11 protein-coding genes are annotated in these 12,629 nt (G+C 69.9%); 7 read left to right on the forward strand and 4 right to left on the reverse strand.

The genetic code is table 11. The annotated features are described in order from the left end of the window. Positions 1–87 precede the first annotated feature (87 nt). Positions 88–1,380 carry an ABC transporter substrate-binding protein gene (locus ACFCVM_RS13380; protein WP_375836887.1) on the reverse strand — a complete coding sequence of 431 codons (1,293 nt, stop codon included), beginning with the start codon at positions 1,378–1,380 and terminating at the stop codon, positions 88–90. A gap of 211 nt (positions 1,381–1,591) precedes the next feature. Between ACFCVM_RS13380 and ACFCVM_RS13385 the strand changes: the two genes are divergently transcribed. The 4 genes from ACFCVM_RS13385 (at position 1,592) to ACFCVM_RS13400 (ending at position 4,551) form a co-directional block, all read left to right on the forward strand. Beyond that, positions 1,592–2,623 carry a LacI family DNA-binding transcriptional regulator gene (locus ACFCVM_RS13385; RefSeq protein ID WP_375836889.1) on the forward strand — a complete coding sequence of 344 codons (1,032 nt, stop codon included), beginning with the start codon at positions 1,592–1,594 and terminating at the stop codon, positions 2,621–2,623. 65 nt (positions 2,624–2,688) lie between these two features. After that, the gene (locus ACFCVM_RS13390; RefSeq protein ID WP_375836891.1) at positions 2,689–3,624 is read left to right on the forward strand and encodes a RimK family alpha-L-glutamate ligase; all 936 of its coding nucleotides are present in this window, start codon (positions 2,689–2,691) and stop codon (positions 3,622–3,624) included. A 58-nt stretch (positions 3,625–3,682) separates the two neighbouring features. Next, complete coding sequence (locus tag ACFCVM_RS13395) at positions 3,683–4,345, forward strand: ArsR/SmtB family transcription factor (protein ID WP_375836894.1); 663 nt, start codon at positions 3,683–3,685, stop codon at positions 4,343–4,345. After that, positions 4,342–4,551 carry a hypothetical protein gene (locus ACFCVM_RS13400; protein ID WP_375836896.1) on the forward strand — a complete coding sequence of 70 codons (210 nt, stop codon included), beginning with the start codon at positions 4,342–4,344 and terminating at the stop codon, positions 4,549–4,551. The genes ACFCVM_RS13395 and ACFCVM_RS13400 overlap by 4 nt, the downstream gene beginning before the upstream one ends. 21 nt (positions 4,552–4,572) lie before the next feature. Here ACFCVM_RS13400 and ACFCVM_RS13405 read toward each other — a convergent pair whose 3' ends face one another. Both ACFCVM_RS13405 and ACFCVM_RS13410 read right to left on the reverse strand, forming a co-directional pair. Then, positions 4,573–5,433, reverse strand: coding sequence for an SGNH/GDSL hydrolase family protein (locus ACFCVM_RS13405; protein WP_375836898.1), 861 nt, complete (start codon positions 5,431–5,433; stop codon positions 4,573–4,575). A gap of 168 nt (positions 5,434–5,601) precedes the next feature. After that, positions 5,602–7,884: a polyribonucleotide nucleotidyltransferase gene (locus tag ACFCVM_RS13410; protein ID WP_375836900.1), complete on the reverse strand. Its 2,283-nt coding sequence runs from the start codon at positions 7,882–7,884 to the stop codon at positions 5,602–5,604. 331 nt (positions 7,885–8,215) lie between these two features. On the opposite strand from ACFCVM_RS13410, the gene ACFCVM_RS13415 reads away from it, so the two are divergent. Next, positions 8,216–8,407, forward strand: coding sequence for a DUF5302 domain-containing protein (locus ACFCVM_RS13415; RefSeq protein ID WP_056658069.1), 192 nt, complete (start codon positions 8,216–8,218; stop codon positions 8,405–8,407). Between the two features lie 7 nt (positions 8,408–8,414). Here ACFCVM_RS13415 and ACFCVM_RS13420 read toward each other — a convergent pair whose 3' ends face one another. After that, positions 8,415–10,454 carry a glycosyltransferase gene (locus tag ACFCVM_RS13420; RefSeq protein ID WP_375836903.1) on the reverse strand — a complete coding sequence of 680 codons (2,040 nt, stop codon included), beginning with the start codon at positions 10,452–10,454 and terminating at the stop codon, positions 8,415–8,417. A gap of 199 nt (positions 10,455–10,653) precedes the next feature. Between ACFCVM_RS13420 and ACFCVM_RS13425 the strand changes: the two genes are divergently transcribed. Next, positions 10,654–10,860 (forward strand): dodecin family protein, encoded by a 207-nt coding sequence (locus tag ACFCVM_RS13425; RefSeq protein ID WP_375836905.1) that lies wholly within the window; start codon positions 10,654–10,656, stop codon positions 10,858–10,860. 308 nt (positions 10,861–11,168) lie between these two features. Further along, complete coding sequence (locus ACFCVM_RS13430) at positions 11,169–12,596, forward strand: DUF5979 domain-containing protein (protein WP_375836907.1); 1,428 nt, start codon at positions 11,169–11,171, stop codon at positions 12,594–12,596. Positions 12,597–12,629 lie beyond the last annotated feature (33 nt).

The raw sequence follows: 12,629 nt of genomic DNA on the forward strand, positions 1-12,629 counted from the left end.
TTGTCGTGCGTGCGTCGTGGGCCGGATGGCGGGCCGGTCGTCCGGCCCGCCACCCGTCGGTGCGCGGCGGATGCCGCGTCCCGTGCTCTACTCGGAGACCGAGAGGCCCTGCGCTTCGAGCGCGTCGACCGTCTTCTGCTGGGTGTTCGCGAGCGCATCGGCGATGGTGCCGGTACCGGCCCACGCGCCGCTCAGCCCGTCGTCGAGGAACCCGACCGTCTCGGGCATGTTCGGGCCCCAGACCCAGCCCTCTGCGACGTGCTCCGAGGACTCGGTGAAGACCTCGTAGATGTTCTGTCCGCCGAAGTAGTCGTCACCCTCGCTGAGCACCGGGAGCGAGAGCAGCTCGGTGGCGGCCGGGTAGAAGCCGGCGGACTCGACGAGCGCCGAGAAGGTGTCGGGGTCGGTGCTCATGAAGTGCGCGAAGTCCCACGCCGCTTCGGGGTCGTCGCAGCCCTTCAGCACCGCGGTGCCGGAGCCGCCGACGTTGCCGGTGACCTCGTCGCCGGCGTTCCACTGCGGCATGGGCGCGACGGCCCACTTGCCCGCACCGTCGGGCGCGCTGCCCTTGAGGATGCCGGCGATCCAGACGGCGCCGACGTGCGTGGCGATGCTGCCGTCACCGAGCCCCGTGTACCAGGACTGGTCCCACATGGGAGCAGGGCTCAGCAGGCCCTCGTCGACCATGCCCTGCCAGTACGAGGCGACCTCTTCACCTTCGGGCGAGTCGATCGAGACGTTCCACGAGTCGCCCTCGACGCCGAACCACGGCGCCTGCGCCTGCCAGTCGAACCCGGCGTAGTCGTAGTTCAGGTACGTCGCCGAGATGTACTTCGACGGGTCGGCCGCGTGGATCTGCTGCGCGGCGGCCTTGTACTCGTCCCACGTGGTCGGCACGGCGAGGCCGAGCGAGTCGAAGACCTCGGTGTTGTAGAACAGGGCCATCGGCCCCTGGTCGACCGGCACGCCGTAGACGGCGTCGCCGACGCTCATCGCCGCCCACGTGGCTGCGCTGAAGTCGCCCTCGTCGCCGGCGGCGACCTCGGACACGTCTTCGAGCGCGCCCTGCGCGGCGAAGCTCGTGAGCGTCTCGTAGCCGACCTGACCGAGGCACGGCGCATTGCCGGCGGTCACGGCGTTGAGCATCTTCTCGTAGCCGCCCTTGGCGCCGGGAGCCACCTCTTCGTAGTTGACCTTCACCTCGTCCTGCGAGGCGTTGTATGCCGAGACGGCGTCGGCGTAGCCCGGGGCCCAGCCCCAGAAGTCGATCTCGACGGGGCCATCGGCGCTCGCGCCGCCACCGCTCGAGCAGGCCGTGAGCGCGAGGCCCACCGCGACCGCTCCGGCCAGACCGGCCGAGCGAAGTGCTGTCTTCTTCACTGAATCTCCCTTGAATGTGAATGCAGAGGTGCTGGCCGAGGGGCCGTCGTCGGACAGCATTACACAGATTGTTACCGATATCAACAGCACTATGCCCAACGACACCACGGAACTTTCGACATCCCCTACCTGGACGTGTCGAACCGGTATGATCGGTAACATCGCCGCGGATGGAGGGTCCATGCCGCACTGACGCCCCGATGGAGCGACCATGAGCAGCACACCGAGATCCTTCGCCGGTCGAGCCCCCGACATGGCCGATGTCGCCGCACTCGCGGGTGTCTCGAAGCAGACCGTCTCACGGGCCCTCAGCAACCACCCGAACGTCACGGCTCGCACCCGGGCGAAGGTCGAACAGGCGGTCGCCCAGCTCGGCTACCGACGCAATGCGGCGGCGAGCATGCTCTCGTCCGGACGCAGCCGGACGATCGGCGTCGTGAGCATGCCGACCCTCAACTACTCGAGTGCCGTGATCAGCTACGGCATGGAGCGCGCAGCACGCACGGCCGGCTACGCCGTGAGCATGGCGACCACGACCTCCCTCTCCCCCGAGTCCATCGCCGAGGCGATGTCGCGTCTCGCCGAACAGGCCGTCGAGGGCATCGTGCTCGCCGTGCCCCTGCTCGTCGGCAGCGACGCGACCGAGGAGATCAGCCGCCGCATCCCGACCGTGACCATCGACGGATCGAGGTCGGCGTCGACCCAGGTGGTCGCCGTCGACCAGACCTCCGTCGGGCGCATCGCGACCGAGCACCTGCTGTCGCTCGGGCACGAGACGGCATGGCACCTGGCCGGGCCCGGCGAGTGGGTCGAAGCCGGCGAACGCGAGGCCGGATGGCGCGCAGCGCTCGCAGCGGCGGGCCGCGACGCGCCCCCGATCCTGCGAGGCGACTGGTCGCCCGAGTCGGGATACCAGGCGGGCCTGCTCCTCGCCCGCATGCCCGAGGTGACGGCGATCTTCGCCTCGAGTGACGAGATGGCGTTCGGCGTCATCCGAGCGCTGCACGAACACGGTCGACGCGTGCCCGATGACGTCTCGGTCATCGGGGTCGACGACATCGCGCTCGCCGCCTACTGCAGCCCGGCACTCACGACCGTGGCCCAGCCGTTCGAGGAGATCGGGCGACTCGCGGTCGACCACCTCATCGAGGTCATCGCCGACCCCGACTCGACACCCGAGCAGACGAACGTCGCCGCGACGCTCGTCGTGCGCGGCAGCACGGCGGCGCCCGCACTCACCTGATTCTGAGCGCGCGACCCCGGACACGTACCGGCGCATCCGCGCCGCCCGTGCTATCGTCTGGCGCCATGACCGGCACCGACCCGGCACGGGAGGCGCGGCAGCTGCGCGTCGCCGTCCTCCGCTGCGAACGACTCCCCCGCTTCGTGACGTGGGAGATCCCCGACGTGGAGTCGCTCTTCGACGACGATCACCGGCTCATCGACGCACTCGCCGAGCGAGGCGTCTCGGCCGAGCCCGTGGCGTGGAGCGCGGCGCGGGTCGACTGGAACGCGTACGACGCCGTCGTGGTGCGGAGCACCTGGGACTACATCGACCATCTGCCGCAGTTCCTCGAGGTGCTCGCCGCCGTCGAACGGTCGGGTGCGCAGCTGCTCAATTCCGAGGGGCCCGTGCGATGGAACTCCGACAAGCGCTACCTCGACGATCTCGATCGACTCGGCGTTCCCATCGTGCCGCTCGTGCGCGGAACTCCGGCCGGCGGAGCCCGACTGAGCGCGGAGGTCGCCGCAGCAGGCTGGGACGAACTCGTGCTGAAGCCCGCGGTCGGCGTGGGCGGCTCGGGCGTCGTGCGCACGACCGCCGCAACCCTCCGCCTCGTCCTCGACGCGCTCCCGCCGGAGACCGAGGTCATGGTGCAGCCGTTCGCCGCGGAGATCCTCGACGAGGGCGAGCTCTCCTTCATCTTCATCGGCGGCGCCCTGAGCCACACCCTTCGCAAGCGGCCGGCGACGGGCGACTTCCGCGCGCACGGGATCTACGGCGGCACCGTCGAGACGATCTCCGTCGACCGGTCTGACGCGACGGCCGTGCAGTCGATGCTCACGCGTCTCCCCTTCGAGCTGCTCTACGCCCGCGTCGACGTCGTCCGCTTCGAGGGGCGGCTCTCGGTGCTCGAACTGGAGCTCATCGAACCGATGCTCTACCTCGGCCTTGCACCCGGCAGCGCCGAGCGGTTCGCCGACGCCACGATCGCGTGGCTCGAGCAGGCTCAACGAGGCTGAACGAACGACTTGCAAAGAAACCCTTGCAAAGACTTCTTTGCAGCGATATCTTTGCAACATGGCAACCAAGAACCCCGACGACATCGCGGCACAGCCGAGCAGCAGCCGACACCCCGGCATCGATCACGTGCTGCCGTCGGCGAGCCTCAAGTCCCTCGCGCATCCACTGCGTGTTCGCATCTACGACGAACTCTCCGCCTACGGCCCCCTGACCGCGAGCGGCCTCGGTGAACGGCTGGGCGAGTCGAGCGGCTCGACGAGCTACCACCTGCGGCAGCTCGAGCGCGCCGGCCTCGTGCGCGAGGACACCACGAAGGGCAAGGGCCGGGAGCGGTGGTGGGAACGCACGCCGGGTTCGATCGCGATCCCCGACGCCCGGTCGCTGCCGCCGGGCAGCGCCGACCGTCTCGCCGTCAAGCTCGTCGAAGACGAGTGGTTCCGCACGAGGGAACAGAACATGCGGGACTTCCTCACTGAGGGCGAGGCGGTGTTCGGTCCCGAGTGGCTCGATATCGCGACCTCCGACACCATCAACGTGCGCCTTACCCCCGAGCAGCTGCATGAACTCGTCACCGACATCGATCTGGTGCTCAAGCGATACATCGACGCCTACAAGCGCACCCCGTCGCCGGGATCCCGTCCGGTGCAGATCCACATCAACGCCTTCCCGCTCGTCCGCGGGGAACCGACCGCCGACACTTCTCCGAAGGAGGAACGATGACCACCCTTCTCTCCCCCGACGCGGGGCTCCTCTCCGGATGGGCGGTGCGCAGCGGACTCGGCCTCGCGAGCTGGGGCCTGCAGCGCGAAGCACGGCGCAACGATCGCGACCGACTGCTGCGCCGGATCGAAGCCCGAGCCGTCGCAGAGGCGGCCCTCGCCGAGCGCGACGCGCTCCACCGCAGCGCGGGCTTCCTGCCGCTCTGACGGCCGACGGCCGACCGGTCGTCAGCGGCTGAACACCCGGTCCTGCGCGAGCGCCCGCCCGTAGCCCAGCAGGTTTCCGAGCGCATTCGGGTGGAAGTTCGCAGGGGCGAGCAGATCGGCCTGATCGAAGGCGATGAACGGCACCCGCGAGCCGATGCCGTGGCCGGCGAACTCATCGGTCGCATCGACGTAGCTGACGCGCGGATTGCCGGTCGCGGCGACGGCGCCCTGGATCACGGCGTTCAATCCGTTGGTCGCGGTGTTGACCAGATCACCGAGGGGCGCGACACCCGGTTCGAACAGACGCGGATAGTTCAGCACCGCGACGCGCGCCTGGGGCAGGGTCGCGGCGATGGTCGCGTAGAGCGTGGCGAGCTTCGGACCGAGTTCCGCGAGCTTCGCCGTACTGGTCGCGATCGCCGTCTTGCACGGGTCGACGGTCGGATCCGGGTTCGCCGAGCATGCGGCGAAGACGTCGTTCGATCCGACATCGATCGCGCCGACCGTCAGGGTGACGAGCGCAGTCGACGCCCCGACTCCGGCGAGCTGCGCGGTCGTATCGGCGACGGTCGCCCCGGAGCAGGCCCGGTTCTCGGTCAACCGGTAGACGCTGAGCGCTGCCGCGATGGTCGGGTAGCCGGCGTAGCGGCTCTGCATGCACGCACCCGGGCGGTAGGGCGGCGCACCCTGCCCGGCAGTGAACGAATCGCCGAGCGCCACGTAGCTCCGCATCGTCCAGAACGAGGAATGGACTGCCGTCGGGGTGCCGACGGAGACGGTCGTGCCCTGCAGGGATGCCGCGGGGAGGGCCGCGGCCGGCGCTGCAGCGACGCCTGCGACCAGCCCGAGGGCGAGCAGCGAGATGGCGCCGAGGCGCGACATGAATCGACGTTGATCATGAGATTTTCTCAGCATGGAGGTGAAGGTACTCCCCGCCGATCACCGCGACAAGCCCTCGGTAAGGGGCCATTCGCACCGCGAGTTCGCGCTGAAACGACGGATGCCCCGCCCGAACGAATCGGGCGGGGCATCCGCTGTACTGCCTGCGACCTACGCGTCGGCGCCCTCTGCGGGCTCCTCGGCGTGGGTGCCTGCGGTCTCGCGACCCTCGGTGTCGGCGTCTTCGGCCAGCACCGGGGCGAGCGACAGCTTGCCGCGGTCGTCGATCTTCGTGATCTCGACGAGGATCTTCTGGCCGACGCCGAGCACGTCTTCGACGTTCTCGACGCGCTTGCCACCGGCGAGCTTGCGCACCTCGCTGATGTGCAGCAGGCCGTCCTTGCCGGGGAGCAGCGAGACGAACGCGCCGAACGCCGCGATCTTGACGACGGTTCCGAGGAACTGCTCGCCGACCTCGGGGTTCGTCGGGTTCGCGATCGCGTTGACCTGGGCGCGGGCGGCCTCGGCCGAGGGGCCGTCGGTCGCGCCGATGTAGACGGTGCCGTCCTCCTCGATGGAGATGTCGGCGCCGGTCTCGTCCTGGATCGCGTTGATCGTCTTGCCCTTCGGGCCGATCAGCTCGCCGATCTTGTCGACGGGGATCTGCACCGAGATCACGCGGGGCGCGGTCGGGGCCATCTCGTCGGGGCCGTCGATGGCGGCGTTCAGCACGGCGAGGATCGTCGTGCGGGCGTCCTTCGCCTGCGTCAGCGCGCCGGCGAGCACCGAGGCGGGGATGCCGTCGAGCTTCGTGTCGAGCTGGATCGCGGTGACGAACTCCGACGTGCCGGCGACCTTGAAGTCCATGTCGCCGAGCGCGTCTTCGGCGCCGAGGATGTCGGTGAGCGCCGCGTAGCGGGTCTCGCCGTTCACGGTGTCGGAGATGAGGCCCATCGCGATGCCGGCGACGGGTGCGCGCAGCGGCACGCCCGCGTTCAGGAGCGCGAGGGTCGAGGCGCAGACGGAGCCCATCGACGTCGAGCCGTTGGAGCCGAGAGCCTCGGACACCTGGCGGATCGCGTAGGGGAACTCCTCGCGCGTCGGCAGCACGGGCACGAGCGCGCGCTCGGCGAGTGCGCCGTGCCCGATCTCGCGACGCTTCGGCGACCCGACGCGACCGGTCTCACCGGTCGAGTAGGGCGGGAAGTTGTAGTTGTGCATGTAGCGCTTCTTGGTGACCGGGCTCAGCGAGTCGATCGACTGCTCGAGCTTCAGCATGTTCAGCGTCGTGACGCCCAGGATCTGGGTCTCACCGCGCTGGAAGATGGCCGAGCCGTGAACGCGGGGAACGACCTGCACCTCGGCGTCGAGCGGGCGGATGTCGGCGAGCCCGCGGCCGTCGATGCGCACACCCTCTTCGAGGACGCGCGAACGCACGACGTGTTTCGTGACCGACTTGTACGCGGCGGAGACCTCTGCGTTGGCCGACTCGGGGAGTTCCCCGGCCTGGACCTTGGCGGCGACCTGCTCCTTGACGCGCGACTTCAGTGCGTCGTCGGCGTCTTGGCGGGCGACCTTCTCGGCGATCTGGTAGATGCCCTTGAGCTCTTCGAGCGCGATCGCCTCGACGACGGCCTTCGTCTCAGCCTGGTAGGGCGGGAACGTCGGGTAGTCGGCGGTCGGCTTCGCGGCGGTCTTCGCGACCTGCTGCTGCGCCTCGACGAGCTGCTTGATGAAGGGCTTCGATGCCTCGATGCCCTGCGCGATGACGGCCTCGTCGGGCTTGATGCCACCGGCCTGGATGAGGTTCCACGCGTTGTCGGTCGCCTCGGCCTCGATCATCATGATCGCGACGTCCTGCGAGCCGTCGGCCTCGGTGACCACGCGACCGGCGACGACCATGCTGAACACGGCCTCCTCGATCTGCGAGTACTTCGGGAACGCGACCCACTGGCCGTCGATGAGGGCGACGCGGACGCCGCCGACCGGGCCCGAGAACGGGAGGCCGGAGAGCTGCGTCGAGAGCGACGCGGCGTTGATGGCGAGCACGTCGTAGAACTCGTCGGGCTCGATCGCGAGCACGGTGACGACGACCTGCACCTCGTTGCGGAGACCCTCGACGAACGAGGGGCGCAGGGGGCGGTCGATCAGACGGCAGGTGAGGATCGCCTCGGTCGAGGGGCGGCCCTCGCGACGGAAGAACGAGCCCGGGATGCGTCCCGCTGCGTACATGCGCTCTTCGACGTCGATCGTGAGCGGGAAGAAGTCGAAGTGCTCCTTCGGCTGCTTGGAGACCGAGGTCGCCGAGAGCAGCATGGTCTCTTCGTCGATGTAGGCCGCGGCGGAACCCTGCGCCTGCTGCGCGAGTCGTCCGGTCTCGAAGCGGATGGTACGGGTGCCGAACTTGCCATTGTCGATGACGGCTTCGGCGAACGTGATTTCAGGACCTTCCAAGAGGTCGTCTCCTTTGTTTACCGTCGCACCCCGTGTGGGCGCGACTCATCCAGAGGAGCAGGAACAGGCAATACGAATCGCAAGGTCTTGCGTTCACGCTGGCCACCAGTAGAAGTCCACCAAACCCTCGGTTTGGTAATCCACCACAGGGGACCAGCTTCCTGCCGGCCTGCTCCAAGAGATCGCCCGCACGAATCGCACGGGCAACCTCCCCCAATCCTAGCAGAGCACAGGTTTTCGGCCGGTGAACAGCGGATGTCGCGTGGCGAGCGCTGCCCCGGCACCCCTCCGGCGTGCGCGAGCACGAGGCATCCGTGCCAGACTCGAACGCATGAGTTCCGACGAGCAGACCAACCAGGGCCCGTCCGACGAGGCGAAGCGCAAGTTCCGCGAAGCGCTCGATCGCAAGAACAACGCGGCGAAGAAGCGCTCGGGCGAAGCCCACCTCGACGGTGGCGGCGCCGCACAGCACACGCAGGGTCCGGCCGACCACAAGCGCGAGTTCCGCCGCAAGAGCGGCTGATTCGGCGTCACTTCCGCGGCACCGCACGCTGCGCCGCGGCAATGGGCGTCGTCCGCGAGGCTCGCTCCGCCGCCGGAACGATGACGGGCAGCAACTGCTCGCGCTTCGGCGCTCGGCCGTCGCCCGCTGCGCGCCCTGCGAGACGACGCCGAATCCATGGCACCGCGTGCCGCAGGAGCCATTCGGCGTCGCCGACCACGGTGCGGTCGAACTGCTCCTCCGGCTCGTGCACGGCGTGCTCGAGTTCGCCGAGCACGCCCGCATCCCGCATGCCGAGCACGCGCGCCGCGGCGTACGCGATGCCTCGATGCCCCGCGGCGTTCAGGTGCACGCGGTCCTCGGCCCACCGCTCGTCGTCGACGAGCTCGGGGTGGGCGTCGACATCGAGGAGCATCGAGCCTGTGGCATCCGCGAGGTCTCTCAGGAGCGCGTTGTAGGCCCGGAAGCGCCGGGCGAAGAACCGGGTCACGGGGCGGCGCGGCAGGAACGGAGTCACGAGGAGCACGTCGCATCCCGTCGATCGCAGCCGCGCCACGGCCGCGCCGAGGTCGCGCGCGAGGCCCTCGGGATCGGCTCGCCGCCCCACGAGGTCGTTGGCCCCGATGAGCACCGAGACGAGGTCGGCTCCGAGTGCGGCGGCCTGCGGCATCTGCACATCGACCGCGTCGCGCACCTTGCGACTGCGCACCGCGAGGTTCGCGTACGCGACGGATTCGCCCGCCGAGCTCGCGCCGGCGATGAGCATCGCGAGGCGGTCGGCCCAGCCGCGGTACTCCCCCGCCGACACGCGTGAGGTGTCGCAGAGCCCCTCGGTCAGCGAGTCGCCGACCGCGATGTAGCGACTCCAGCGGCGATGGGCGGCAGCGGGCGGTGCGGATGCCGCGGGGCCGGCGTCCCGAGCGAGCGGCAGTGGCGCCGAAGCATCCGTCGCCGTGATCGCCGCCCGCCCCATCGCCGTCGCGTAGTGGCCGATCAGCTCGTCGCCGAGGCGCTCCCAGCTGCGACCGGCGACGGAGTCGCGTGCGCGTTCGCCGAATGCACGGCGCTTCGCGTCGTCGCCCGTGAGATCGCGCACCCGGTCGCGCAGTTCGTCGAGGTCGCCCGGGCGGTAGAGCCATCCGTTCGCGCTGTTCTGCACGAGGTCGATCGGGCCGCCGCGGCCGGTCGCCACGACTGGCACGCCGCTCGCCATCGCCTCCTGCACGGTCTGGCAGAAGGTCTCGCTCTCTCCGGGATGCACGAAGACGTCGAGGCTCGCCATCGCGCGCGCAAGCTCGTCGCCGCCGAGGAACCCGGTGAAGCGGGCCTCGGGCAGCAGGCGTTCGAGCTGCGCTCGCGACGGGCCCTCGCCGATGACGACGAGGCGCACGCCCGGCAGCGCCGCGATGCCGCGGAGATCCTCGACCTGCTTCTCGGGTGCCAGTCGGCCGACGTAGCCGACCAGCACCTCGCCGTTCGGCGCCATCTCGCGACGCCAGGCCTCGTCGCGTCGGCCGGGGGCGAAGCGTTCGGTGTCGACGCCGCGACGCCAGAGCCGGAGGCGATCGACGCCGAGGGCCTCGAGCTTGTCGACCGCCGACGACGACGGCGCGAGCGTCAGGGTGGCGCGACGGTGGAGGCGCCCGAGGTGGCGGGTGAGCGCTGGCGCGGCACCCGGAACCCCGTAGCGCTCGGCGTACGAGGGGATGTCGGTCTGGTAGATGGCGACGCTCGGGATCCCCAGGGTCTCCGCGGCGAGCACGCCGCGCCAACCGAGCACGAACGGCGACGCGAGGTGCACGACATCGGCCTCGTGCGCGCGCATCACCTCGGCGAGGCGGTGCGCACCGGCGAGGGTGACGCGCACATCGGGGTAGCTCGGCAGCGGCACCGACGGCAGCAGCACGGCCCGGGCGCCGTAGAGCGTGTGGTCGATCGGCCCCGAGCGCGGGGCGATCACGAGGGCCTCGTGCCCCCGATGTTCGAGGTGGCGCAGCGCCTGCAGCAGCGAGTGCGTCACTCCGTTCATGTGCGGGAGGAACGATTCTGCGAGGAGGACGACCTTCACGCATCCAGCGTGGGGGCTGCTCGGGCGGCGGACTGCCGGAATCGCCCCCGGGAACCGAGGATTCATCGACTGGTCGACTGCCGTTCGCCGCCCCGTCGACGAGGCGGACCTTCGCGGACGCCGCAAGCCCCTCGCTTTCCGCACGACGGAGGCGCAAGATGAGTCCCGTACGCACGCACTTCATTCGAGGGGGAATGCAATGACTTCCGTCGCACGTGTCACCACCATCACCGTACGTTCGGAGACGGGCTTCGACGACGCGGTCGCCGCCGGCGTCGCTCGGGCGTCGGAGACCCTGCGCAACGTCACCGGCGCCTGGGTCAAGGAGCAGAAGGTCGACGTCGCCGACGGCGCCGTCACGTCGTGGTCGGTCACGCTCGAGGTGACCTTCGTGCTCGACGACTGAGGCGCGGTCTTCGGGACGCACCCGCCGCGCCGCGCGAGACGCCGGTGCGCGAGTTCGGCGCGCCGGAACGATCGCTGTGCCGATCCGCACGCTGCCGAACCTGAGAAACCCGTGAGCATCGCTCGATCCGCATCATCGATCAGGGTGCGGACCGTCTCTTCGGGTGGAGGGCTGCACCCACAGCTCCTCCGCTTTCCACCCGAAGGAGCTGATCCACCGTGCACCCGAATGCGCACACCCCCACCCGAACACCCCGAGGCCTCCGAGCGATCGCGGCGTCACTGGCAGCATCACTCGCCGCATTGGCGATGGTGATCGCGGCCCCGGCCGCAGCGAACGCGATCGAACTCGACGCCATCACGAGCGTCACGATCAACGCCGACGCCCCGAGCAGCCCGATCGGGGTCGGGCAGCGCTACACCGTGGATGCCACATGGGCCGCGCCGGCGGGCGCCGTCGAGGGCGACACCTTCCGTCTCGACTTCCCGAGTCCCGTGCGCGCGTATTCGGCGGCCTTCGTGCTCCGCGACGCCTCGGGCGCGACGGTCGGCGACTGCGTCGTCACCGAGTCGAGCATCCTGTGCACCCTCGGCGACTACGTCGAGTCGCACCACGACGTGCGCGGGACCCTGCACTTCTTCGCGCAGTCCACGACGGCGACCGATGACGACTCGTACGTCTTCACCACCGGCAACGGCATCGAGATCCGCGTCCCGATCCCGGGCGGAGGGATCGTCGAGGGCGGCGAGCCCGGCCCCGCTCCGACCTCGCCGCAGAAGTGGGGCTGGCTGAACGACGACGGCACTTCGATCACGTGGCAGGTCGTCGTCCCGTCGAACGTGCTCGCAGGCGGCTCCCCCGTCGTACTCGAGGACGTCTACGACGCGCGCATGGGCTTCGACTCCTCGAGCGTCACGGCCGGCTGGGTTCCCGCATCGAAGTGGGCGTCATGGGAGTACCACGAGGTCGTCGCGGGCACCGGCCCCGAGACCTTCACGCTCGTCGACTCACCAGCCACCCACTCCTTCGAGTTCACCTTCAACGAACCGGTGACCTCGGAGGATCGCGTGTACACGCTGCAGTACCGCACGACGCTGCCCGCGGACGCCCGCCAGGGAGATCTCTTCGGCAACACCGTCACGGCATCGGGCGAGCAGTTCGCCACGTGGCCGGTCGAGTTCGTCACGGCAGGCGGCGAGGGCGGCGGCACCGGCAATGTCGGCGGATTCACCGTGACCAAGCATCTCTCCGGCGACGGCGCGGCCGTCGTGCCCGACGGCACCGCCTACACCGTGACCTACTCGTACCTGCGCGACGGTGCATCCGTCACCGGATCGCTCGCACTCGCGCCAGGCACGCCGCAGGGCGTCGACGGCCTGCCGTCCGGCACGGTCGTGACCCTGAACGAGACGGAGCCCGAGCCGATTAGCGGGGCGCGCTACGGAACGCCCCGGTTCTCGGGCGACGGCGTCATGACGGAAGACGGCGCCACGACCCTGGTGATCGGCGACCGTACGACCGTCGCCGTGACGCTCGACAACCCGATCGCCCTCGTGCCACCGACGCCGTCCACTCCGCCGACGCCGCCGGCCACCATGCCGACGCCCCCGGCACCGAACACGTCGTTGGCCTCCACAGGCGTCCAGCTCGGATGGCCGATCGCCGGGGCGATCCTCTTGACGCTCCTCGGCGGAGCAGCGCTCGTCGGCGCCCGCCGCCGCGCGAACGCCGGCTGACCGACATCCGCACCGCAGGGATCGATCCCTGCG

Origin of the sequence: Agromyces sp. NPDC056389 (assembly GCF_042262385.1) — a bacterium.
Classification (GTDB): Bacteria; Actinomycetota; Actinomycetes; order Actinomycetales; family Microbacteriaceae; genus Agromyces.

What these genes read in the sequence shown, in the direction of transcription:
- ACFCVM_RS13385 (WP_375836889.1), top strand. Translation starts at nt 1,592, where the DNA reads ATGAGCAGCACACCGAGATCCTTCGCCGGTCGAGCCCCCGACATGGCC.
- ACFCVM_RS13390 (WP_375836891.1), top strand. Translation starts at nt 2,689, where the DNA reads ATGACCGGCACCGACCCGGCACGGGAGGCGCGGCAGCTGCGCGTCGCC.
- ACFCVM_RS13395 (WP_375836894.1), top strand. Translation starts at nt 3,683, where the DNA reads ATGGCAACCAAGAACCCCGACGACATCGCGGCACAGCCGAGCAGCAGC.
- ACFCVM_RS13400 (WP_375836896.1), top strand. Translation starts at nt 4,342, where the DNA reads ATGACCACCCTTCTCTCCCCCGACGCGGGGCTCCTCTCCGGATGGGCG.
- ACFCVM_RS13405 (WP_375836898.1), bottom strand. Translation starts at nt 5,433, where the DNA reads ATGTCGCGCCTCGGCGCCATCTCGCTGCTCGCCCTCGGGCTGGTCGCA.
- ACFCVM_RS13415 (WP_056658069.1), top strand. Translation starts at nt 8,216, where the DNA reads ATGAGTTCCGACGAGCAGACCAACCAGGGCCCGTCCGACGAGGCGAAG.
- ACFCVM_RS13425 (WP_375836905.1), top strand. Translation starts at nt 10,654, where the DNA reads ATGACTTCCGTCGCACGTGTCACCACCATCACCGTACGTTCGGAGACG.
- ACFCVM_RS13430 (WP_375836907.1), top strand. Translation starts at nt 11,169, where the DNA reads ATGGTGATCGCGGCCCCGGCCGCAGCGAACGCGATCGAACTCGACGCC.